15 protein-coding genes are annotated in these 23,735 nt (G+C 61.1%); 5 read left to right on the plus strand and 10 right to left on the minus strand.

Annotation, left to right across the window (positions count from 1 at the left end; translation table 11 throughout):
- Positions 1-23: 23 nt before the first annotated feature.
- Positions 24-3,686, minus strand: coding sequence for a TonB-dependent receptor (locus BM400_RS19945; RefSeq protein WP_089843196.1), 3,663 nt, complete (start codon positions 3,684-3,686; stop codon positions 24-26).
- 602 nt (positions 3,687-4,288) lie between these two features.
- On the opposite strand from BM400_RS19945, the gene BM400_RS22885 reads away from it, so the two are divergent.
- From BM400_RS22885 to BM400_RS19960, 4 genes are all read left to right on the plus strand, one after another.
- Positions 4,289-4,414, plus strand: coding sequence for a hypothetical protein (locus tag BM400_RS22885; protein WP_281245528.1), 126 nt, complete (start codon positions 4,289-4,291; stop codon positions 4,412-4,414).
- Positions 4,414-5,514, plus strand: a complete 1,101-nt coding sequence (locus BM400_RS19950; RefSeq protein WP_089843198.1) for a YeiH family protein — start codon at positions 4,414-4,416, stop codon at positions 5,512-5,514. Before BM400_RS22885 ends, BM400_RS19950 begins: the two co-directional genes overlap by 1 nt.
- A gap of 236 nt (positions 5,515-5,750) precedes the next feature.
- Positions 5,751-9,053, plus strand: a complete 3,303-nt coding sequence (locus tag BM400_RS19955; RefSeq protein ID WP_089843200.1) for a TonB-dependent receptor — start codon at positions 5,751-5,753, stop codon at positions 9,051-9,053.
- Positions 9,054-9,130: 77 nt separating this feature from the next.
- Positions 9,131-9,973 (plus strand): class I SAM-dependent methyltransferase, encoded by an 843-nt coding sequence (locus tag BM400_RS19960; RefSeq protein ID WP_089843202.1) that lies wholly within the window; start codon positions 9,131-9,133, stop codon positions 9,971-9,973.
- Between the two features lie 255 nt (positions 9,974-10,228).
- On the opposite strand, the gene BM400_RS19965 is transcribed toward BM400_RS19960, so the two are convergent.
- From BM400_RS19965 to BM400_RS19975, 3 genes are all read right to left on the minus strand, one after another.
- On the minus strand, positions 10,229-11,698 hold the full coding sequence (locus BM400_RS19965; protein WP_089843204.1) for an RNB domain-containing ribonuclease: 1,470 nt from the start codon (positions 11,696-11,698) through the stop codon (positions 10,229-10,231).
- 56 nt (positions 11,699-11,754) lie between these two features.
- The gene (locus BM400_RS19970) at positions 11,755-12,753 is read right to left on the minus strand and encodes an amidohydrolase family protein (RefSeq protein ID WP_089843206.1); all 999 of its coding nucleotides are present in this window, start codon (positions 12,751-12,753) and stop codon (positions 11,755-11,757) included.
- A gap of 130 nt (positions 12,754-12,883) precedes the next feature.
- On the minus strand, positions 12,884-15,376 hold the full coding sequence (locus tag BM400_RS19975; protein ID WP_089843208.1) for a 2-oxoglutarate dehydrogenase E1 component: 2,493 nt from the start codon (positions 15,374-15,376) through the stop codon (positions 12,884-12,886).
- A gap of 186 nt (positions 15,377-15,562) precedes the next feature.
- Here BM400_RS19975 and BM400_RS19980 point away from each other — a divergent pair, with 186 nt between their 5' ends.
- Complete coding sequence (locus BM400_RS19980) at positions 15,563-16,417, plus strand: hypothetical protein (protein WP_089843210.1); 855 nt, start codon at positions 15,563-15,565, stop codon at positions 16,415-16,417.
- A gap of 109 nt (positions 16,418-16,526) precedes the next feature.
- Here the strand turns inward: BM400_RS19980 and BM400_RS19985 are convergent, their stop codons facing one another.
- From BM400_RS19985 to mutL, 6 genes are all read right to left on the minus strand, one after another.
- The gene (locus tag BM400_RS19985; protein WP_089843212.1) at positions 16,527-16,940 is read right to left on the minus strand and encodes an energy transducer TonB; all 414 of its coding nucleotides are present in this window, start codon (positions 16,938-16,940) and stop codon (positions 16,527-16,529) included.
- 23 nt (positions 16,941-16,963) lie between these two features.
- Entirely contained in the window at positions 16,964-17,749 is a 786-nt protein-coding gene (locus BM400_RS19990; protein WP_175529165.1) for a hypothetical protein, read from the minus strand.
- A 509-nt stretch (positions 17,750-18,258) separates the two neighbouring features.
- Positions 18,259-18,459, minus strand: a complete 201-nt coding sequence (locus tag BM400_RS19995) for a cold-shock protein (RefSeq protein WP_013581125.1) — start codon at positions 18,457-18,459, stop codon at positions 18,259-18,261.
- A 174-nt stretch (positions 18,460-18,633) separates the two neighbouring features.
- Entirely contained in the window at positions 18,634-19,320 is a 687-nt protein-coding gene (gene cmk / locus BM400_RS20000; protein ID WP_089843217.1) for a (d)CMP kinase, read from the minus strand.
- A gap of 6 nt (positions 19,321-19,326) precedes the next feature.
- Positions 19,327-21,441, minus strand: coding sequence for a DNA glycosylase AlkZ-like family protein (locus BM400_RS20005; protein WP_089843221.1), 2,115 nt, complete (start codon positions 21,439-21,441; stop codon positions 19,327-19,329).
- Between the two features lie 125 nt (positions 21,442-21,566).
- Complete coding sequence (gene mutL, locus BM400_RS20010; protein WP_089843224.1) at positions 21,567-23,591, minus strand: DNA mismatch repair endonuclease MutL; 2,025 nt, start codon at positions 23,589-23,591, stop codon at positions 21,567-21,569.
- Between the last annotated feature and the right edge of the window lie 144 nt (positions 23,592-23,735).

Raw genomic sequence — 23,735 nt, forward strand, 5'->3', positions numbered from 1 at the left:
TGATTACATCTTTCTCTTCAGTCCTAGAACTGGATCCTCACCGCCCCTTGCAGCACACGCGACGTGTTATTCGTTCCCGTAATGATGCCGTAGGTCGTGGTCGTCGTGGTCGTCGAACCCGGTGTACCCAGAATCGGGTGATTCAGTACGTTGAACGCCTCGACATCCAGCTTCGCCTGCAGCCTCTCCTTGATCGGAAAGATGCGGAAGATAGAGGCATCGACATTGAAGTAGTTCGCCGCCTGCAGGAAGTTCCTCGGTGAGTTCCCAAGCGTGCCGCTCGCGGGCGTGGCAAACGCGCAAGGATTGAACCACTGCTGGATCGTGCGCGTATTGCCCGCCGGAGGAACGCAGGTCGGATTCCCTGAGATCGGGCCCGCCTGATACGGATTGCCCACCAGGTTCGCCCGCTCATATGTCGACGCGTTGCCCGTGTTCGCGATATCGCCTGCCGACAGCACATTGAAGTTGCGTCCCGACTGTGCCACGAAGATGCTGTTCACCTGCCAGTGTCCGATCACATAGTCCGCCGTACGGTTCCCCGTCGAGACCATCTTGCCCGTGCCGAACGGAAGCTCATACACCACATTGGCCGTCAAAATGTGAGGCAGGTTGAAGCCCGCCGGACCACGGCTCGTCTTCACGTTATACGGGTCCTCGGGCACGCCGCCTTCCACCCCAAAGAATCCATCGCCGCCTTCATTCAGCGTCTTGCTCCACGTATACGCCACCATGAAGCCGAGCCCAGACGTGAAGTGTCGCGCCAGCGAAGCCTGCAACGCGTTGTACGTGGCATTCGCGCCGCTGTGGTCCCACGACTTCTCAGGCACCGTGTAGGGAAACGGCTGCCCCGTCGTCCCCAGCGTCTGCCTCGTCGCGAACGAGGACCCCGCCGCCGGCGTACCCGTGTTGTAATACCCGCCAATATCCAGCCGATGCGACTCAGACCCAACATAGTTCAACGACAACACCGTGTTGCGTCCGAACTGCTGTTCGATCCCAAGGTTGTACTGCTCGGAGTAGGGATTCTTCCACTGCGGATCCACCATGTAGTTCACGTTCGAAGAGCTGAACGGAGTTGTCGAAGGAAGGTTGCCGCCATTCGCCGCGAATGGGTTCTGCGCCGACGTGTAGATCGTGCCGGGCGTGTTCGTGTTGTTGATCTGCAGCGTGCCTGTATCCGGCCACGACCCCTGGTAGTTCTGCGTCATCTGGATGATCGAAGCCCAGTTGTCGTACGTCATCCCGAAACCGGCACGAATCGACATCGTATCGTTCACGCGATACGCCAGCCCGAGCCTTGGCCCAAAGTTCGTCTTCGTCCCATGCAGAATCTTGCCTCCACTCGCGACCCGCACATGCGCCGGCAGCGTCGCGCTCGGCAGGCAGGGTGCATGACCGCGCACACTGCATAGCGGAGGCAGTTGCTGCACAATATAGTCGCCCGTGTTGAAGTCGAAGTCGCCCGTCTCAATGCTTCCGTTCAACCCCACCGTCCCCTGCGTGCCGAACGCGGGAATTACGCTACGGTCGTAGCGCAGGCCATAGTTGAAGGTCAGCTTCTGCACAATCTTCCAGCTATCCTGGAGGTAGATGCTGGCGATACCGCCCGGCCTCTCCGTGAGGTTCACATTGCGCTTGTTCTCGTTGTTCGGATAATCCAGCAGAAAGTCCGCCAACCCCGATCCCGCCTGCTTCGTCGCCGTCGACGTTGCGCCCACCGAATTCACTGTCGAGCACTGCACGCCCTGCGGGCATCCCGGCGAAGCCAGCGTCGGCGTAGGGTTCTGCGTATTGTTGTTGAAGTTGGACGTGGAGCCACCGGTAAAGCCGATCGAAGCATTCTGTAACACAGCCGTGTAGTTCACCTGGTCCCATCCACCGCCGGCCTGAATCTGGTGACTGCCGACTGTCTTGGTCACACTACCCGACCACTCATGAATACTCGAAAGGTTCGTCGTCGGGCTATTGTTCTCACCGCCCGAGACCCCGCCCGTAATGCTGATCGTCGACATCAGGGTCGCCTTCTGCACATAGGAGTTGCACATATCCGCCGAGCAGCCGAAGACCTGCCATATATTCGGATTGTTGAACGCCGTAATCACGTAGTTCTCCACATGGCTCTTGGCGTACTGCACCTGCATCGTGGTGCTCGCGTTGAAGATGTGCGTCCAGTTCACGCCGCACTGCTGCGAGGGCAGCTCGGTCGTCGTAAACAGCGTCGGCAGACCGGCCGGAGCAAGGTTGTACGACTGAAACCCGCCATAACGGAAGAAGATGAAATCCTTGTTCCCTATGTGCTGGTCGATCCGGCCCGTGTAGTTGTATGTCCTCTGCCGCGTGGCCGCCGTAATCTGCTGGTTTGCCACCGTGGCTGCAACTCCGGGAATCGCAATCGGAGCCTGCGTGAAGATCGCATTGATATAAGCGATCGAGTACTTGTTCAACTGCGATACCGGGATCTGGTTGCCAAGATACGCCGGACGATACGGTCCATATCCATTGCTTCCGGCCGCATACCCGTTGCCGCCTGCGGTCGGATCATAGAGCTGGCACGTCGCCGTGCTGTAGCTCCCCACCGGGCAAGCCGAGCTGCTGAAGTCCAGCGCCGGTTGCGTCTGCGGCCCGCCATACGTCGACTCGCCAAGCTGCGCTGCCGTCGGCTCCAGAATGTTCGTGGCGCCCGACTTCGCGTAGTGCGTAATCTCCGCGCCAAACTCGAAGAACGTCTTGTCCCGTCCGTCGTACAGGTGGGGAATCCGCACCGCGCCGCCCGCCTGCCCGCCATAGGTATTGAAGTGGTACGACGGCTTCAGCACGCTTGGGAAGTAGCTCTGCGCGTCGAAGCTGTTGTTGCGGATGTACTCCCACGCACTGCCGTGGTACGTGTTTGTGCCGGCCTTGCTGGTCATGTTCACCACACCACCAAGCGAGCCGCCATACTGGGAATCGTTGTGCGAGTTGATCTTGAACTCTTCGATCGTATCGATGATCGGGGGCACCGCATACGTGTTGTACCAGGCCGAATTGTCGTTCATGCCGTCGACCAGAAAGATCGTCGACCGGTTACCCGCGCCGTTGATCGAAGGAAACGTTACCGTCGAACCCGCCACGTTCGACGTGTTGCTCGCACTCGAGTTCTGCCCCGTACTCACCGACGACACACCCGGCGTCAACGTCAGCAACTGCGTGAAGTTGCGACCGTTCAGCGGCAGTTCATTCACCTGCCTCTGGCCGATCGTCGTACCAAGCTGCGCGGTCGAACTCTCCACCTGCGCGCCCGTCGCCTCCACGGTGACCGACTCCGACACCGCGCCCACCTTCAGCGACGCGTTGATCGTGATCGCCTGCGCCACGCCCAGATCGAAGGCTGCGATCCTCTGCGTCTGAAAGCCCTGCATCACAAACGAAACCGTATAACGCGCCGGAGGCACGTTCGTGAAGAAGTAGTTGCCCGACCCGTTCGAGACAGTATCCCGTTCGACGTTCGTCTCCGTGTTCTTCAACGTCACCTTCGCGCCCGCCACCACCGCCTGGTTCGGATCGCTCACGACGCCGTTCACCGCGGACGAAGAGCTCTGCGCACCCGCAGAACAGGAGAACAGGGCGGCTGCAACTGCCAGCACAAGCAAAACAGCCCACTGCGGAAGAGCGAAACGCACGCTCTGACAGTTCATCGTTTGCATCGGGACAGCCTCCAGAATTCAGCTCGAACAAAGGTCGGATGAAAAGCTTTTCAATCAAGAAAGTCGCGACGGACTGAGCACCCTGTTTCGGAACGCGCGAATCCTATAAAGCGACCGGCTGCAATGTCAAGAAACTTTTCGCATATTGCGAATTCTTTTCGCCCGTTGAAATAACCCGCTCAAAGCCACAAACTGGCACACAACCTCATTTCACCAATCAACGCAGACTTTCATCATCGAAAACGCAGTAAGAAGAGAGGAGCACCCATTCCCCGTCCAGCCCGTCTCTTCCTCGGAGACAAGGACTCCCGGCGGCCAAGGCCTACCAAGGGTGCAGATCAGGGAGCAATCCCAACCAAACCTTGACGCCACCCCCATATTCCCTCTACTCTTGACAGATGGGATCGCACCGCATGCCGGCTTGTACTTGTTGCCCTTGTTGTATGGGCAAGAGTTGCTGCTGCGTGGCGCACCGTTCCACATCCCTGATCCAGGCCATCTAAACAAGAGAGAGCCAAGACCTTCAGGAGCCCACGTATCAGCGCCAACCGCGCGATACGTGGGCTTTTCCTTTTGCCCCGACCAACACCCGGAGAAACACCATGGCAAGCCAGAACTCGGACCTCGGCCACAAGAACAAATTCAACGTCGACCTGCTGGCCATCACCATCGCCCTCACGCTCGCCGCGCTCATCCGATTCAATATCATCCCGCACATCGGCTTCTAATGACCTCGACCATCGCCATCGCCGACACCAGCCAGCAGGAGACGCCAGCCCCGATAGGCCCGCGCCTCCTCGCCGTACTGCCCGGCATGGCGTTGCTCTTCGGCATCGGTTTACTCGGCAAGGCGCTCGAATCCCTCCAGACTTACCTCCACACCCGCTACCATCTGCCCGTTCCCCACATCGAGTACGTCCTCTGGGCCATCGTCCTCGGCCTCATTATCTCCAACACCATCGGCGTCCGCCCGCTCTTCAGCCCCGGCGTCGCCACCTATGAGCTCTGGCTCAAGCTCGGCATCGTCCTCGTCGGCGCCAAGTTCCTCATGCAGGACGTCCTGAAGCTCGGCTCGCTCTCCCTGTATCTCGTCGCGATCGAACTGACCCTCTCGCTCTCCGTCATGCATCTGCTGGGACGCCTCTTCAAGCTTCCCCCCAAGCTCACGAGCCTGCTCGCCATCGGCTCCAGCATCTGCGGCGTCACCGCCATCATGGCCGCGCAAGGGGCCATCGATCCCGAGGAAGAGGACACCTCCACCGCCATCGCGGCCATCTTGACGCTCGGCGCGATCGCCCTCTTCACCTTCCCTGCCATCGGCCACCTGCTGCACATGGGCCAGCAGGCCTACGGCATGTGGGCCGGCCTCGCAGTCGACAATACCGCCGAAGCCACCGTCACCGGAGCCCTCTACGGCGACGAAGCAGGCCGCTTCGCCGTCCTCGCCAAGACCGCACGCTCCGCCTTCATCGGCTTCGTTGTGCTCGCCTACGCCATTTACTGGTCCAGCCGCGGGCAGGCCGCGGTCGTCGAGCACAAAGGTCTCTTCCTCTGGCAGAAGTTCCCAAAGTTCATCCTGGGTTTCCTCGCCATCTCCGTTCTGGCGACCGCAGGCTTCTTCTCCAAGGGCCAGCTCGTCAGCCTTTCCAACCTCTCCAAGTGGTCCTTCCTCCCAGCCTTTGCGGGAGTTGGACTGCGCACCAACCTCCGCGACCTCGTCGGGCAGGGCTGGCGTCCTCTCGTCGTCGGCATCCTTGGCGAGATCTTTATCGCGCTGATCACCCTCGGCCTTGTCTACTGGAGCTATTCCCACGGAGTGCCGCGATGACGACTCTCTATTTTTCAGCCCTTGTCGTTACATACCTTGTAAACGCCGCCTATTTCGGAACGAAACTCGTCACCTCCGCCAACCGGGAAGGTAGCCGCAAGAACATTGCCGGCGCCCCGGATGACCGCTGTTGTCGCTAAAAATACCTCCCCCCCTAAAAATTGACCGATTTGCCGCCTTCCCAGGGAGCCGCCATGAGCGCTCCGGGAGGCCCTGCCCTTTTTGCACCTGGAGAGATGACTGTGGAGACCACGTACGCCCGCACCACCCCGCTCGTAACTCGCACCACCCTGCACACACGCGATCTTCGCGGACCCGGACGGCCTCTGCCCATCGTCTACCGGATCCTCGCCGGGCTCTTCGCCCTCATCCTCACCCTGGCCGGACACGCCCAGGTCGTCGGCGGCACCATCTCCGGCACCATCTCCGACCGCACCGGAGCCGCGCTCCCCAACGTCTCCGTCCTCGTCCACAACGACGAGACCGGGAACGAGCGCCACCTCACCACCGGCCCCGACGGCCGCTACGCCGCCCCCTCCATTCCCGTCGGCGTCTACACCGTCACCGCGACCGCCAAAGGCTTTGAGTCCCAGCACCGCACCGGCATCGAGCTCACCGTCGGCCAGAGCGAGTCCATCGACCTCTCCCTCGGCGTCACCGGAGCCTCCGTCGCCATCACCGTCACCGACTCCGCCCCCGTCGTCAACACCTCCACCGAGCAGACCTCTGGTCTCGTTGACGAGCGCCAGATCAAGGAGCTCCCCCTCAACGGCCGCAGCTACGACCAGCTCATGACCCTCAACCCCGCCACGGTCAACTACACCGCCCAGCGCAGCGGGTCGATCGGCACATCCAACTCGTCCGTCGGCAATATGTTTTCCATCTCTGGCCGCCGTCCTCAGGACAATCTCTACCTCCTCAACGGCATCGAGTACACCGGAGCGTCGCTCATCAACGTCACCCCCGGCGGCACCAGCGGCCAGCTCCTCGGCGTCGACGCCGTCCGCGAATTCAACGTCGTCTCCGACACCTACTCCTCCTCTTACGGCAAGCGCCAGGGCGCACAAGTCTCCATCGTCACCGCCGGCGGCACCAATGCCCTCCACGGCTCGGCCTATGAGTTCCTTCGCAACTCCTTCTTCGACGCGCGTAATTTCTTCGATCAGGCCCGCATCCCCAACTTCCAGCGCAACAACTTCGGCGGCTCCCTCGGCGGCCCCATCAAGAAGAACAAGTTCTTCCTCTTCGCCAACTACGAGTCCTACCGTCAGAACCTCGGCATCACCGACGTTACCCTCGTCCCCGACGCCGCCGCCCGCCAGGGCTTCCTCCCCAACGCCAAGACCGGTGTCCTCCAGAACGTGGGCATCGCCCCTGGCGTAGCGCCTCTGTTGAACCTTTGGCCGGTCGCCAACGGACCCGAGCTCACCGATCCAACCACCGGCTTCAACACCGGCATCGCCAAGGCCTTCTCCAGCCCCACCCAGCACATCCGCGAAGACTTCGGCACCACCCGCTTCGACGCCAATCTCACCGCCAACGATCTTCTCTTCGCCGTTTACACCATCGACGACTCCGTCGCCCATACCCCCACCCAGAACCCCCTCTCGCTCATCGACGAGACCTTGCGGGAACAAGTCCTGAGCATTCAGGAGCAGCATGTCTTCTCCCCGCGCCTCCTGAACACCGCCCGCGTCGGCTTCTCCCGCGCCAATTTTTATTTCCTCGGCAGCACGCCCGTCGTCACTCCTGGCTTCGTCAGCGGCAAGCCCGTCGGAGCCATTGTCATCGCAGGCTCCACGGCCTCGAACGGCTCCTCACAGATCACCGGAGCAGGCGGCAACGTCGGCTCCAACAACGGCACCGTCCGCAACCTCTTCACCTTCGACGACCACATCTTCTACACCATCGGACGCCACCAGATCGAGGCCGGTGGCTGGATCCAGCGCCTCCAGTCCAACGACAACCTCGCCCAGAACCAGTACGGCCAGGCCTCCTTCGCCTCCCTCACCACCTTCCTGCAGGGCACCGTCAAAACCTTCACCATCGTCCCCAACCCCACCGAACTCGGCTGGCGCTCCTACATGGGAGCCGCCTACCTCGAAGACACCATCAAGTTCGGCCAGAAGGTCGAGGTCCGCGCCGGCATCCGCTTTGAATCCACCAACGGCTTCAACGAGTCGCAGGGCCGCGCCGGCATCTATGGCTTCACCAACGGCATCATCAACACCAACCCCACCGTCGGCAGCTCCGGCCTCACCGACAATCACGCAAAGTTCCTCCCCGAACCCCGCGTCGGCGTCTCGTATAGCCCCTTCGCCTCCGGCAAGACGGCTATCCGGGCCGGTGTGGGCCTGCACCGCTCGCTGCTCGACAACCTTGACTACCGCTTCGACCAGGCCGCCCCCTTCAACACCACGCTCTCCTACGCCAACGTCGCCATCGCCAACCCCACCGGCGGTGCTGCAGGCCTCATCTCTCCGTCGAACGTCCAGCCCGACATCGACACGCCTGCGGTCCTCTCCTACTCGCTCAAGGTCGAGCAGCAGATCGCCCCCAACACCACCCTCACCGTCGGCTTCATCGGCTCGCACGGCTTCCACCAGATCCTCTCCGAAGACCAGAACGAGCCAGCCTTCACCACCCTCTCCAACGGAACCATCTACTACCCGACGATCGTCAAGGCAAACCCCCTCGTGGCCAACACCACCTCCTGGGTCTCCGGCGGCATCTCGAACTACAACGGCCTGGAGCTCGACCTCCGCCGCAGCTTCTCTCACGGCATCCAGCTCCGCACCAACTACACCTTCTCGAAGAATCTCGACAACGGCTCTGCATGGAACACCAGCGTCTCCGCCAACACCCCCGCCTTCGTCTCCGTCCCGCAGCGCCCTGAGCTCGACTACGGCCCCGCCGCCACCGACGTCCGTCACATCTTCACCCTCAACGGCTCCTATGAGCTCCCGGTAGGCCACAACAAGCTCTTCCTCGCCAACCTGAACGCTCCCACCGAAAAGCTCATCTCCGGCTGGAGCCTCAGCACCATCGCCAACCTCCAGACCGGCTTTCCCTTCACTCCGCAACTTGGCTACAACCCCACCGGCTCCGGAGACACCCGTAATCCCGTCCGCCCCGACATCAACCCTAACTTCTCCGGCCCCATCATCAAGGGCGGCACCACCACCCAGCGCGCCACCCAGTTCTTCAATCCCGCCGCCTTCCTGGCGCCTGCCTACGGCACCGTCGGAAATCTTGGCCGCGACACCCTCACCGGCCCCGGTTTCGCCGACTGGGACCTCTCCTTGTTGAAGAGCACGCAGATCACCGAGAGAACCCGCCTCCAGTTCCGTGCCGAGTTCTTCAACATCCTCAACCACACCAGTCTGCTGACACCCAACGCGGTCATCTACTCGTCCGGCCCCACGCAAGGCGCATCATCAGCCCAGCTCGCCGCCGCCGTGGCCAGCCCCACAGCCGGAGTCGTGACCTCCGCAGCCACCTCTCGCCAGATCCAGCTAGGAGCCAAGATCCTCTTCTAGCCACCCACGTTCCTCAACGTCCGGGACGGAGAAATCCGTCTCGGTTTTTTTTGCTCACCGCCACGTAAACTCAACTCATGGAAGAAGCCCAACCCTCCAGGACAGCTCTCCGTGTGGCCCTCCGCAGAGCCGCCCACCAGATCGTCGACCGTCCCCTCATCTTCGAAGACCCGCTCGCCGTCCTCATCCTCGGTCCCGAGTACCGCGAAGAGCTACGCCGCACCCCAGACAAGGAGCGCCGCCCCTTCTCCGCCGCCCTCCGCGCCTTCCTCGTAGCCCGCAGCCGCTACGCCGAAGAGCAACTCGCCACGGCCTACGCACATGGAGTCCGCCAGTACTGCCTCCTCGGAGCCGGCCTCGACACCTTCGCCTACCGCAACCGTTACGAGGGCCTCCAGGTCTTCGAAGTCGACCACCCCAGTACCCAGGCCTGGAAGCACGAGATGCTCACCCGCGCCCAAATCGCCATCCCCTTCTCCGTCCGGCACATCCCCGTCGACTTCGAGACTCAGTCCCTCCCCCCCCAGCTAGCCGACGCCGGCTTCGACTTCACCCAGCCCGCCTTCTTCGCCTGGCTGGGCGTCGTCCCCTACCTTACCCTCGAAGCCTTCCGAACCACCCTCAGCCTCATCGCGAACATGCCCGAGGGCTCCGGCGTGACCTTCGACTACAGCCTCCCCCGCCATGCCCTCCCGGTCCTCGAGCAGCTCGCCCACGACTCCCTCGCCTCACGCGTCGCCCAGGCCGGAGAGCCCTTCCGTCTCTTCTTCACCCCCGGAGAGGTCCGCGCCGAGCTAGCCGTCTTCTCCTACATCGAAGACCTCGACACCAAAGCCATCGCCGCTCGCTTCTTCACCGAACGCACCGACGGCCTCACCCTGAAAGGGTCCGCCGCACACCTCCTCACCGCCTGGAGATAGGCCCACTCACCCTTGCAAAAATAATCTGCTCAAAAACACCAGCAAAATTGGATATCAAGCCCAAAAACCGCCTAAACCCTTGAAAAAAAGCTGGATAGCCGTGAGCGATGAGTTCTCGCCAAAAGCCGATAATAGAAGCATCACCCAAAGCTCTGAATTCCCTCCTGCGCATCTGCGACAGGACAAAGAAACAAGTCCAGGCTTAACCCTTTATTCCGCCGTACTTTAGGTCTAAAAGCGGGGGTGGGGGATACCCTAAGCCCGAGCAAAATCGATAAACGCATGCGCTGGATCTGTATGCACCAACTTCACCGAAACCGTATCCCCCACATCCAGACCGGCATCCCCCTGCGTAATGCGTCCCTCCACCGGAGGATCGAAGACCCGCACATACGTACCCTTCGGACTCGCCCCCGTCACCACCCCGCGGAACGTCTTCCCAATCGAAGGGGTTAACGCCACCGCCGCAACCCGTTTGATCATCGCCCGCTCCACCTTGCGAGCCGCACCCTCGCGCTCCAGGCAATGCCCCGCAATCGCCGTGAGCTCCTCATCCGAATACGGCGGCTCGGCACCCTCCAGCCATGCCTTCACAATCCTCTGGTTCACCAGATCCGGAAACCGCCGGTTCGGAGCCGTCGAGTGCGCGTAGTCCTGCGCCGCCAGCCCAAAATGCCCCTGCTCCGCATCCCCCGGCGCGACCACGCCCTTCGCCAGCACATACTGCCCTGGCCCCATCAGCTTGATAATCGAAAGCGCCAGATCCGGATAGTGATCCGGATCTGCCTCCCTCTTTGCACATAAAAACTCACTCAACGCCTTCGAGTCCGGCACCGGAGGCAGCTCCGTCCCCTCCCGCCGCACGACCTCCACAATCCTCTCCCACCGGGCCGGCACCTGCACCACCCGCCGGATACACGACCGCCCCGCCGCCCGCAGCGTGGTGGCCATCGTCTCATTCGCTGCAATCATCAACTCTTCAATCAGATCCATCGCCCGGTTATGCGTGCTCGTCCGCAACCCATGCACCGTCCCGTCAATCACAATCGGATCCGCCTCCGACCGGTTGAACTCCAGTGCGCCAGCCGCCAGCCGAGCCGCATGCAGCGCGCGCGCGGCCTCATCCTGCAGCTTCAACTGCTCCTGCAACGCGGCGCTCGCGGCGACCTTCTCATCTGCCTCGGCCGTGCCCTCCAGCCACGGCCCCACCCGGCTGTAAGCAAGCTGCGCCTTGTTCTCCACCCGTGCCAGCGAGATCCCCGACTTCACCCGACGCCCATCCGGCGTCACCGTAAACTCCAGCACATGCGCCAGCCGCTCCTGCCCCTCGTTCAGGCTGGTCAGGTCGGTGGAAAGCTCCAGTGGAATCATGGGAAAGTTATGCACCGCCGTATACACGGTCAAAGTCTGGTCCGCCGCATGCAGATCGATTGGCGTGCCCCTCTCCACCCGAGAGGCCACATCCGCAATCCCCACCAGCACCCGAATCCCATCTGCAGTCCGTTCCGCCCACTCAATCTGGTCCAGATCCCGCGACGTGTCGTTGTCGATCGAAGACCACAGCAGCCCGCGCAGGTCGGTCTCATCGGGCAACCCACCCTCCCGCAACGTGGCAACCTGCGCCTCCACCTCCGGCGCAAACCCAAGGTGAAAGCCATTCTTGATCATCTCGGCATTGGCCGCATTCTGAAGGCTAAAAGGGGAGGGAGAGTGCGAATCGGACATCACCGCAGCTTAACAGAACACGGCTACAAAATGACCTAGCCCAACACATCCCACTTTCATGCGGTGAGCGCCGCTCCAGTCAGCCTCTCCCAGTTGCCATGCGCAAACATCTCCCTCTGCTGCGGAGAGAGAGCGGCTCCTTCCAGGAAGGCCCGTCCCGGCGCGCCCGGCCGATACTGGTACGGGTAGTCCGTAGAAAACAGAATCCGATCGTGCCCCACACTCTCAAGCGTGCGTTGCAGGTACGATTGGCTCCACATCCCGCTCGGCGTCACGTAGAGATTCTCCCGCACATACTCCGCGAGCGGCCTCCCCAGCTTCGTGACACGCGACAGCGCGACCAGGCGTTCCAGGTAAAACAGAACAACCTCGCCCCAGTGACCCAGAATGATCTGCAGCCCGGGATGTTCATCGAAAATACCGGATAGCACAAGCCTCACAAACTGAATCCCCGCTTCGTAGTGCCACCCCAGGCCAAACGTAGCAAAAGCTGTATCCACCAGGTCGCCAAAGCCGGAGTAGAGAGCCTCCCTCACCGCGCGCTGCGGCATCTGCGGATGAATAAAAACAGGCACACCAAGCCTCGCCGCAGTTGCAAACATCGGTCGAAAATCCGGATGATCGAGGTTCTTGTCCCGCGTGCGTCCGCAGAGCATCGTTCCGGAAAGTCCAAGCCGAGTCACACTGCGCTCCAGCTCCATCGCAGCATCGGCCGGCGACGCCATTGGCAACACCGCAAAGCCCTGAAACCGCGTCGGATGCTTTGCAATGGTTGCGGCCAGCAGATCGTTGGTCCGCACCGCCAGATCCACGCTCTCTTCTGGTTCGAGATTGTGCAGCCCCGGTGTGGTCACAGACAGCACCTGAACATCCACCCCACTCTCGTCCATCAGCGCGATCCGGTGTTCTCCCAGGTCGTCGAGCCGAGTCTCCATCTCGCCCCGGTCAAACCCGCTGGTGCCTTCCTGCCCAATCGAAGACGCCGCCCAGGCAGCACGGATATCCGCGGTAAGAAAATGCTCTTCGATCGCAATCAGCTTCGTCGTCGTTTCCATCTAATCTCCGATGTTCTGCATACCCTCTCCGATGCAGAGCCCAAACAGAATAAAGGGGATAAAAAGATGAAAGGCGGATCAGCCAGGCCATCGCCCGCGCTGATCCGCCTTTCATCCCTTCGATACTGCTTTACGCCTTCAAGCTTCCAAACGCCAGATCCAGAAGCACCTTCTCCTCAAGATCATGTGCCTTCGCCGAGCCGGTGGCCGGGCTGGCACTCGGAGAGCGCTTGATCGAAAGCACCGCCCGATCCCTCACCATTCCACGGAGCTCATTCATGACATAGAACAGCGCACCCATGTTCCCCGGCTCTTCCTGCGCCCACACAATCTCGGTCGCCTCCGGATGCTCATCGAGCGCGGCCTGCAACTCATCCTTGGGCCAAGGATAAAGCTGGTCGATAAATACAATCGCCACATCCGTAATCGCGCGCTTTTCGCGCTCCACGCGCAGATTGTGCCCGAACTTGCCGCTCGCCAGAAGAATCCGCTTCGGTGCCTTCACCGAGTGATCCGGCACCACCGTCAGGAAGTGATCCGCTTCAAAGTCCTTCAACTGCGAGCTCGCATCCGGATGACGCAGCATCGACTTCGGCGTCATCACAATCAGCGGCTTCCGCAACGAACGCATCGCCTGACGCCGCAGCATATGGAAGTGCTGCGCCGCCGTCGAAGGCTGGCAGATCTGGATATTGTCATGCGCGGCCAACTGCAGGAACCGCTCCAGACGCGCACTCGAGTGCTCCGGCCCCTGCCCCTCATACCCATGCGGCAGCAACATCACCAGGCCCGACAACAGACCCCACTTCGCCTCACTCGCCACGATAAACTGATCGATGATGATCTGCGCGCCATTGGCAAAGTCGCCAAACTGAGCCTCCCAGAGCACCAGAGCCTCCGGGAAATCGCGCGAGAACCCATACTCAAAACCCAGCACCGCAGCCTCGGACAGCATCGAGTTATACACCTCGAACCGACCCTGCCCATCGCTCATATGCGCCAGCGGAACATACCGCTGTTCGGTCTCCGTATCGACCAGCGCCGAGTGCCTCTGGTTGAACGTTCCGCGCTGCGAGTCCTGTCCAGACAACCGCACCGGCGTGCCCGTCTCCAGCAGCGAAGCATACGCAACCAGCTCGGCCATGCCATAGTCGAAGGCCAGCGATCCCTCGGCCATCTTCATCCTCTGCTCGAACAGCTTCTTCACCTTCGGGTGAATGTTGAAGCCCTCCGGAGCCTTGGTCGTCGCCTTCACCAGCTCAGCGATCTTCGCTGCGGGCAGACCAGTCTTCACATCCTTCGCATCCGCAAAGTACCCGCCGTGGTAAGCATCCCAGTACTTTGGCAGCGTAGCCAGCACAGGCTTATGCTCAAACGTCGTCGCTTCCTTTTGCTTCGCCAGAAAGTCATTCTGCACCGCCGCAATCTCAGCCGCCGGATCGATCCCGACCGCCTTCGCATAGATCTGCGACAGCACCGGATGATCCTTGATCACCGCATAGCGGCGCGGCTGCGTCACCGTCGGATCATCCACCTCCGAGTGCCCATGCCGGCGATACCCCACCAGGTCGATCACCACATCCGAATGGAACTCATGCCGATACTCCGCGGCCAGCTTCGCCACCCGCACCACCGCATCCACATCCTCCGCGTTCACATGGAAGATCGGAATCGGCAGCCGCTTCGCCATATCCGACGAGAACCGCGACGCATTCGACTCCTCCGGCAGAGCCGTAAATCCAAGCAGGTTGTTCACGATCACATGGATCGATCCACCCACATTGAAGCCCGACAACGCCGCCAGTACCAGCGCCTCGGCAAAGATGCCCTGTCCGGCAAACGCCGCGTCACCATGCATGATAATCGGCAATACCTGGTCGCGACCGCTCTGCCCAAGTCGCGTCTGGTAAGCACGAGCCCGGCCGATCGCCACCGGATCCACCGCCTCAAGGTGCGAAGGGTTCGACACCAGGTGCAGGTCGATCTCCTTGCCCGTCGGCGAAACATATGTTCCCGTCGCGCCCATGTGATACTTCACGTCGCCGCCACCCAGCGTCGACCGCGGATCCACATCCTCAAACTTCGCGAAGATCTCCTCCGCCCCACGTCCCACGGTATTCGTCATCACGTTCAAACGCCCGCGATGGCTCATCGCCAGAATCGAGTGCGTCACACCAACTTCCGAGCTCGCCGCAAACACTGCATCCAGAAAAGGAATCAGCGCCGTCAGCCCTTCCAGAGAAAACCGCTTCGTCCCCAGGTATCGCGACTGGATCACCTGCTCGAACACATCGGCCTTGATCAACTGCGTCAACACATGCCGCTGGTCCGGCTTCTCCGGCTTCGTCTCCATCCGCGCCTGAATCCACGCGCGGCGCTCCGGACTGGCAATGTGCATGAACTCCGCCGCGATCGTTCCGCAGTAGTATCCGCGGGCCTCGGCCGAGATCTCGCCATCCGGCGCAGGCGTCGGAAACGGCTCACCCGGAAGGAACTGTCCCAGAGGATCGAGTGTCGTCTGAAGGAATCCCCAGCGACGGAAGATGTCGAAGATCGCCTCGCGCTGGTCGGGGTTTACGTTGGAGGTTTCTGCGGGTTTCGGGCTCTTTGCCTTGATGGCCATGTGCTCTCGTTCCAATCATCCCGCATACACCGGCGGGGCAACTAAGGTGCCTTCTATGATAGTGGATCGCACGCACAACAGTCGCTGAACATTAGGCCAAATGCCGCGTACTCTATCAGTATGTGCAAGCGGGACGCGGGGTTTCATCGTTTGGGAAAATTTCAGATTCGTTCGGTAATCGGCCTTATGTGCTGGTATTCGGCTTTCGCGGCATGCCAGGCTCCAGACCCCGCCCCCAAACCCCTGCCCAACATCGCCACCATGATGCAGGCCGTCGAGGCCCACCAGAAGGCCTCGGAAGCCCTCATCAAGAACTACATCTATACGTCCACCGTCACCCAAACCGAGTTGGACGGCCAGGGCCATCCCAAAAAGACAGAGACCACCGAGTCCGAAGTCTTCTACATCAACGGCACCCGCCTCGTGCGACTCCTCAAAAAGGACGGCAAGCCCCTCGACGAGAAGGAAGCAAAGAAAGAGAACGAGCGCATCGACAAAGCCATCGCCAAAGCCCGCGAAAGACAGGAAAAGGGTGAGCCCGACAGGAAGCGCGAAGAGGTCTCCTACGCCCGCTTTCTCGAACTCGGCTCCTTCACCAACGAGCGACGCGTCATGCTCCGCGGCCGTCCCACCATCGCCGTCGACTACATCGGCGACCCCAAGGCCAAAACCCACAACCCTCTCGAAGGCATGATCCACGAGCTCTCCGGCACGGTCTGGGTCGATGAGCAGGACAACGCCTTGAGCCGCGTCGAGGGTCACTTCGCCAACAACTTCAAGATCGGCGGAGGCCTCCTCATCAACGTCGCCAAGGACACGTCCTTCCAGGCCGACACCGTCAAGGTCAACGACGAAGTATGGCTCCCTGCCGCCTTCTCCGGCCAGGGCTCGGTCCGCGCCATGCTCTTCTACAATCTCCACGGCAAGGCCAGCGGAAACAACTCCAACTACCGCAAGTTCAAATCCGGAGCCACCATCATGCCCGGGATCCAGGAAGTGGAAACCCCACCCACCACCGACCCCGCGCCCGATCCCAAGTAGACGCTCTTATCGTCGGATAGGGTAGGGGCCTCGCGCCATCAGCTCCCAGAGGTTGCCCTTGCCGTTGCTCCTGAGGTCGGTCAGAACTACCATGGCAAATCAGCGATCTTCACTTGGAACTATTGTTGAACCGGAAGTTCACAGTTACCGTCGTATCGACTCGACGCGGAACGCCATTGAGCATATACGGAGCGTAAACCCACTGTTTGACCGCATCGACAGCCGCTCCCCGGAGCATCAACGGCCCACTGATTACATCCAGGCTTTCAACCGAACCATCCGCCGCAATGATTGCGTGGAGAATGACTGTACCTTCCACTCCCGCGGCTTTAGCGACCGGCGGGTACACAGGCGATACCTTCTGAAGGATGCTACCGGTCAAGATAGGAATGCCCTTGAGAGCAGGACCATTCGATTCCAGATTGTCTGTGTCGGGATGACTACGCCTGCAACCGACTGCCAAGAGAATAAAGCCCAGCAAGCATATCCCGATGCGCTTCCTGATCTCCATATCCTCACTCATAATAAAACAGCTAATTATTCAGTCTAGTCAACCGGTGTCTCATCCACCCTCTTGTAATTCGCAGGAACGTCGAACTGCATTGCATTGGGCTCGTGCCGCGCCACGTCGGATACCGCCACAATCTGTTCCCCGGTCCTAGGATCTTTGTGCTTGATGATCATGTAGATGGACAGATCAGCGGAGTACCAATACTCATCCACAATCACCACATCCTTGCCCGTCCCGCTCACTGCCGCAGGCACAGTCCGCGAGAGTCTGATCCCACGCAGCGTGACTGATCCAAGTGGCTGTTCACCTAACTCCTCTTCTTTGAGAAGTGAGTCCTTCTGCGGACTCTTCGGCGGCACGGAATTTTGCGGAGCCACAGGCGGCCGCTTGAGCACAATATCCTGCGCAATATGTGTCATGGGGTTCAGATACGTACTCAGACGCGTGTTTGGATCATAGATATGCGCGGACAGCAGCCTCGGCTCGGCCTGATACGTGGGAGGAACCAGCAGACGCCGTTCGTTATAGATGCGGCCCGAAGACTGCCGCGCAATATGATTGACCATCTTGCGAATCCTGGTAGACCCGTCTGGTAACTGCTCCTGTGAGACAATCTGCACGTCAGCCGTGAACGGAGCATTCGGAACCGGTGTCACATAAATTCCCGGAATGCGCGTTTCCACACCGCGATACATGGGCGGAAGCGATTGACCGAATGGATTCCCCGTCCCCGGCACTGCACTCCCGGAAGGCTCCTGGCCGAACGCCGATCCTAGGACAACAAGAAAGAACACCGGCAACAGTACGCGACCAGCCATCATCTCCCGACCCCCCGCTGAGAGCATAGCGCGAAAAGATCTCAGCTAGAATCTCAAGTTTTCAAAAAAGATTCACTCCTCAACCAAGGCATCGAGCCGAAAACCCGATCTGCTGGTTTGTGGTGGACATCGGCTCTGCGGCAAGTCAAATTGCCCGGTGTGGATATTCGATGCAAATAATGGCTCACTCCTGTTTGCGGGCAATGGATACAAACTCACCCTCAGTGGTACAAAGCACGGCGACCTCGCCGACATTCAGACGAAGCACCAGTCCGCCACCGGCTGCCTGAAAGCACCCAATTGCGGCCAGGCGCCCCTGGGGTCATCGAACGAAACCAGCGGAAATATCGCTCAAAGAGTATCGATCTTAACGGCGAAAAGGGACAGCCATAGCCGTCCCTCCCGCAAAACTTAGGTAGAAGACATTCTACGCCAAAAAGGCGCAAAACACCGTCCATAGATTGTTTCAACAAGCACTCTGGAGGCAAGCCTCAAGAGTACGAACGCAAGCCTTAGAGAGGCTGCACGTCCGATGCCTGCCAGCCCTTGGGTCCCTTGACCACGTTGAACTGAACAGCCTGGCCTTCCTGGAGGCTCTTGAAGCCGTTCGAGTTGATCGCGGAGTAATGTACGAATACATCCTCACCATTCTGACGGCTGATGAAGCCAAACCCCTTGGCATCGTTAAACCACTTCACTGTTCCCTGTTCCATTGTTCGGTATTTCCTTAGTATGATTTGACGCTAGATCTAGATCGGGGGTTCGGCTGGTAGTACCTTGCTGAAACCAATCTGTTTCAAACGATGTCTGAAGGTTAGCACGAGATACAAGAAATGTGTGCAAAAAGAGTAAATAATTTTTCCAAAGATTATGAATCGCCGCTTACCCTACCCGGGCAGATGCGTCCGCACAATCTCCTCCGCCTTCGCCAGAACCTCGTCCAGTGTCAGCGCCGTCGAATCCAGAATCACCGCATCCTCGGCCGGACGCAGCGGTGACTCCGCGCGGTTCCGATCCCTCTGGTCCCGCTCCTTCAATTCCTTCAGAATCGCCTCTTCCGTAATCGTCGGCGAAGGCGTCGCCTGCCGGTAACGCCGGTTCCCACGCACTGCCGGATCCGCATCCAGAAAGATCTTCACCTCGGCGTCCGGAAACACCGCCGTTCCAATATCGCGGCCTTCCATCACCACGCCGCCCTGGCTTCCCATCGCTCTCTGCAGATCCACCATCCAGGCCCGCAGATGAGGATGCACCGAGATCCGCGAGGCTGCCTGCGTCACATCCGTGTCGCGAATCCGCCGCGAAACATCCATGCCATCCAGCATCACCCGGTTTCCGTCCCGCTGCGGTTCCAGCCCAATCCTCGTATCGCCAACCAGCGCGAGCAGAGGTCCTTCTTCATCGAAGTCCAGGTCGCTTTCGATCGCCTTCAGCGCCAGCGCCCTGTACATCGCGCCCGTCTCCAGGTTCACAAACCCGAAGGTCCGGGCGAGATGAGCGGCGAGCGTGCTCTTTCCCGCTCCCGCCGGCCCATCGATCGCCACCACCGGACGCCGCTTCATCCCCTCCGCCATGCGGGCCTACTCCTCTTCCCGCTTGCGGTAGTTGGGCTTCGGCCCGCCAAACTTCTTGCCGCCAGGACCCGGCTTGCGGAACGGCTTGTTGCCATCCGCAAACTTCGCAAACGTCCCCGGAGGCTTGGGTCCGCGGTAAGCACCCGCTCCCGTCGGCTTTGAGAAGGGCTTCTTCGCCGGATACGTGCTCGGCTTCGAGAAGCCGCCACCCGACGCCGGACGGTCGCCGGAATAAGGACGTGCCGGACGGTCGCTCGAGAACGGCCTCGCCGGACGATCCGAAGAGAAAGGACGCGCCGGGCGGTCCGAGAACGAACGAGCCGGGCTATCCGGGTTGAACGAACGCTTCGGCCTGTCAAACTTCGGAGCATCGAACTTGCGGAAGCGCGGACGCTCCCCCTCAGCGCCACCATCCCGCGGAGAGAATCCGCCAGGCTTGCCACCCGGCGTGAACGGCTTGCGCGGAGCAAAACCACCCCCCTCAGGACGCGGCGAATAAGGCTTGCGGTCCCCACCCGTTGGACGAGGCGTATACGATCCGGGCCGACGCTCCTCACGCGGAGCGAACTCACGGCGCGGACGATCCGAAGCCGCTCCACCCTCGCGGGGCGTAAACTCGCGGCGCGGCGGACGGCCTTCCCCACCTCCGAACGAAGGCCGTGGCGAGAATCCACCCTCGCGCTTCCGTCCAAACGTCCCCGGCTTAGAGAACGTCTTGCGCGGAGCGAACGTTCCCTCACCACCACCATCGGCAGCAGGACGCGGCGTCCACTCACGGCGCGGCGCTGAGTCATCGCGGCGGAACGAAGGACGCGTCCCACCATCGCCCGACCCGTAACGCGGCTTGTCGCCAAACGCAGGACGCGAACCAAACGCAGGCTTCGCCCCGTACGGCTTCGACCCAAACGAAGGCTTCCGGTCAAAGCTCGGACGAGCCGGCCTGTCGGAGCGATCGAACGACCGCGGAGCATCGCCATCCGCAGCCGGACGCGCCGGACGATTCTCATCCCACGGCTTCGTAAAGCTCGGTTTGTCCCCAAACGGCTTCTTGAACGGGCGCCGTTCGCGATCCCCGCCCTCGGAACTCCCCCCGAAAGGCCGCGGCGTAAACTTCTTTGCAAACCCCGTCCCGCTCTTCGCCGGCTTCGGAACGAACTTCTTGATCGCGCCCTCGCCCTCGATCACAGGAGCCTCGCCAAGCACGTCGACCTCGACGATCTCACCCGCCTCGTCGTCCGATGCAGTAACAGCCTCGGTCCCACCAAACTGCGGCAGCTCGCCGGAGATGTAGACCACGGTCCGTCCATCCACAGCGATCGTCTCCAGCTCGCGCGCCCCCATCAGCGCATGCACCACATCGCGAATCCGCGACCGGGGAGACAGCGGGGAAAGGATCGTCTCAATCTCTTCCTCGGTCGCAAGCAGGGCCGACTGCAGATAGAGCGAGATCAGCGCCGACATCGCCTTCGGCTGCCCGGCGTTCGCACCGGCCTTGATCTGCTTGGTAAACCGCGTGCTCATCAACTCCCACATCGTGTCGCCGTCCGCCTGCGGCACGGGAATCACGCGCAGATGCGACCACAGCTCCGAAAGCGCACGCAGCACCGCCGAATCCGTCACTTCCTTGCCCAGCTCATTCACCAGCTCGGGCACGGAAAGCGTCACGCGCCGCGCCAGAGCCTCATACGCCGCCAGCGCCAGCGGCGAAACCTTCACCGCGCCGGTCGTCGCCGGAGGCAGCTTCCAGGCCTTATCGCCCCGCAGCGTAAACACATACGAGAACACTGCCGGCGAAACCACAAAGTCCGGCGTATCGCCAGGCGTTCCCAGCAAGTTCAGAGGAACCGCGTTCCCCTCGGCGATCAGCCGCGCCAGCAGCGTCTTCGCCTCGGCCGTCTCGGCCAGCGTGGGAGCCGCGTTCGCCTTGCCCAGCACACCCTCCACAATCGAGGGTGCCGGAGCCGGAAGCTGCGACGCCCGCGGCGTAAACAGCACCAGGCCAGTCTTGTGGATCCACGAACGAAGAGAGTCGAGCGTCAGCAGCGGAGTTTCGTCCTGATGCCAAAGGGTGCTGCGGATGCCGGCGAGTTGTTCAGCCGACGGAATATTCGAAGTGCTCACAGGTGTTGCCTTCCTGCTGGAGCGAGACCACCGCAACAGCATTCCTTCGCTCTCAAGCGCAAGGACAGTTCTATTTCAAAGTAGGAGACCAAAACGGCCTGGGCGAAGCGGCGGGGGAAGTGGTTTCAAATCCGCTGGAACGCACGTTGTATGTCTTTATGAGAATACCGCAATGCGATCGGTCTGCCGTGCGGACAGCTCGTCGGATACTCCGTTTTTGCCAATTCCTGTAATAACCAGTCGATCTTTTGGGAATCGAGCGGCATATTGATCTTCACCGCCGCATGACACGCGATACTCGCCGCGATCCTCCGCCTCCGCGTATCCGCATTCTCCGTCTGCTGCTCCCGGTCCGGAACCGCCAGAACCTCCTCCAGCATCTGCTCCAGCTCCCTGCCTTCCAATCCCACAGGCGCGGCCTTCACCGCCAGCGTCCGAGGCCCAAACGGTTCCACTTCGAACCCGTTCGCCTCCAGTTCCTTCGCAATCTCTGCGAACGCCACCATCTGCGCCGGCAGCAGATCCACCAGCAGCGGCATCAGCAGCCTCTGTCTCTGCACCTGCTCCGTCTCCCGCTCGCGCAGTACCCGCTCAAACAGAATCCGCTCATGCGCCACATGCTGGTCGACAATCCAAAGCCCATCCTCATTCACCGCCAGGATGAACGAGTCTTTAATCTGTCCCAGCGACCGCAGACTCCCAAGCTCGGAGAGATTCGGCTCCGGAGCGACCGGTGCAACCATCGGCTTCGAACCCTCATGCCACTTCTCCGGCCCCCGTTCCGCCTGCACCTCGACGTAACCATCCGGCCTGCGCAGCCCAAGCAGCGGATCCACGGCCGAAATATGTTCCTCCGCCCCCACCGTCAGCGGCCTTCCGGCAAACTCCAGACGCCCCGGCGAAGCAGGAACCTCGCGCGGCCTCAAAAAGTAGTCCACATCCCCCGCACTCGGATCCCCTTCGGACTCTGGCCGGTTCGGTCCAAGCAGTCCATCCTCCGGCCCACCCGGCAGCGGGCTCACATCCAGAAGCAGCGAATGACTCGCCGGACTCACCGGGTCCAGTGCCGCCATGAAACTGGCCGCGGGACGAGCCTCCATCAACGTCGTCCTGACCGTGTCCCTCACAAAGTTGTGGACAAAGCTGGGCTGACGGAACCGCACCTCGGTCTTCGCCGGATGCACGTTCACGTCCACCTCTTCGGGAGGCATCTCCAGAAAAAGCAGCACCACCGGAAATGAAGTCGGCGGAATGATATTCCGGTACGCCTCCGTCAGCGCATGCAGCACCAACCGGTCCCGGATCAGTCTTCGATTGACAAAGACATAGACGGAATTACGATTCAGCTTCTGCAACTCCGGCTTCGACACAAAGCCTGACAACCGCATATAACCCGGAGCCGCAGGAACATAATCCTCGTTCCGCTTCCACGGAGGAGGCTCCGGCAGCCCGGCTCGCATAAAGTCCATCTCCGCCGCAGTCGGCAGCATCAGCCCCGAGGTCTCCCGCCCGAAGATCTGGTAAAGCCGCTCCCCCGCGCTCGCCACGCCCGGAGCCACCAGCAAAGCCTGCGTCGCCGAATGCAGCTCAAAGTGCTTCTCCGGATGCGCCAGCGCATAATGCGTCACCAGCGCCGCAATATGCGATAACTCCGTCTGCTCCGTCTTCAAGAACTTCCGCCGAGCCGGCGTATTGAAGAAAAGGTCCTTCACCGCGATCGTCGTCCCCGGCGGCATCCCCATCTCGGACACCCGCACGATCGCCCCCCCCGCAATCTCCACTGCGGTCCCCGCCTCATCGCCCTCCGCCCGCGTCTCCAGCAAGAGCCGCGATACCGAAGCGATACTCGGCAGAGCCTCCCCGCGAAACCCCAGCGTCGCGATCGAAAGCAGATCGTCCGACGTTCGCAACTTCGAGGTCGCATGCCGCTCAAACGCCAGCAGCGCGTCATCTGCCACCATGCCGTGCCCGTTGTCGACGATCCGGATCAGCTTCCTCCCGCCGCCTTCGATCTCCACCCGAATTCGCGTCGCGCCCGCATCCAGCGAGTTCTCCAGCAACTCCTTCACCACCGACGCCGGTCTCTCCACCACCTCACCGGCTGCGATCTGATTCGCGACCTGGTCGGAAAGAATGCGAATGCGTCCCATAGTTCGTATTCTACGTTTTTGCCCGGGCAGTGACACGACCCATCGATGGCGGTCATCCTAGAGCGTTCACCATCAGACTGCGGCTCGCTCCCGGTCCCCTGAAAAGCCCCCCTCGCCCCCGCCCCGTACCGCGCATCGCTCCAC

The organism is Granulicella pectinivorans, from assembly GCF_900114625.1.
Lineage (GTDB): Bacteria > Acidobacteriota > Terriglobia > Terriglobales > Acidobacteriaceae > Edaphobacter > Edaphobacter pectinivorans.

What these genes read in the sequence shown, in the direction of transcription:
- BM400_RS19965 (WP_089843204.1), bottom strand. Translation starts at nt 11,698, where the DNA reads ATGTCCGATTCGCACTCTCCCTCCCCTTTTAGCCTTCAGAATGCGGCC.
- BM400_RS19995 (WP_013581125.1), bottom strand. Translation starts at nt 18,459, where the DNA reads ATGGAACAGGGAACAGTGAAGTGGTTTAACGATGCCAAGGGGTTTGGC.
- BM400_RS19945 (WP_089843196.1), bottom strand. Translation starts at nt 3,686, where the DNA reads ATGCAAACGATGAACTGTCAGAGCGTGCGTTTCGCTCTTCCGCAGTGG.
- BM400_RS22885 (WP_281245528.1), top strand. Translation starts at nt 4,289, where the DNA reads ATGGCAAGCCAGAACTCGGACCTCGGCCACAAGAACAAATTCAACGTC.
- BM400_RS19955 (WP_089843200.1), top strand. Translation starts at nt 5,751, where the DNA reads ATGACTGTGGAGACCACGTACGCCCGCACCACCCCGCTCGTAACTCGC.
- BM400_RS19985 (WP_089843212.1), bottom strand. Translation starts at nt 16,940, where the DNA reads ATGAGTGAGGATATGGAGATCAGGAAGCGCATCGGGATATGCTTGCTG.
- BM400_RS19950 (WP_089843198.1), top strand. Translation starts at nt 4,414, where the DNA reads ATGACCTCGACCATCGCCATCGCCGACACCAGCCAGCAGGAGACGCCA.
- BM400_RS19975 (WP_089843208.1), bottom strand. Translation starts at nt 15,376, where the DNA reads ATGGCCATCAAGGCAAAGAGCCCGAAACCCGCAGAAACCTCCAACGTA.
- BM400_RS19960 (WP_089843202.1), top strand. Translation starts at nt 9,131, where the DNA reads ATGGAAGAAGCCCAACCCTCCAGGACAGCTCTCCGTGTGGCCCTCCGC.
- BM400_RS19990 (WP_175529165.1), bottom strand. Translation starts at nt 17,749, where the DNA reads ATGATGGCTGGTCGCGTACTGTTGCCGGTGTTCTTTCTTGTTGTCCTA.
- BM400_RS19970 (WP_089843206.1), bottom strand. Translation starts at nt 12,753, where the DNA reads ATGGAAACGACGACGAAGCTGATTGCGATCGAAGAGCATTTTCTTACC.
- cmk (WP_089843217.1), bottom strand. Translation starts at nt 19,320, where the DNA reads ATGGCGGAGGGGATGAAGCGGCGTCCGGTGGTGGCGATCGATGGGCCG.
- BM400_RS19980 (WP_089843210.1), top strand. Translation starts at nt 15,563, where the DNA reads ATGTGCTGGTATTCGGCTTTCGCGGCATGCCAGGCTCCAGACCCCGCC.
- mutL (WP_089843224.1), bottom strand. Translation starts at nt 23,591, where the DNA reads ATGGGACGCATTCGCATTCTTTCCGACCAGGTCGCGAATCAGATCGCA.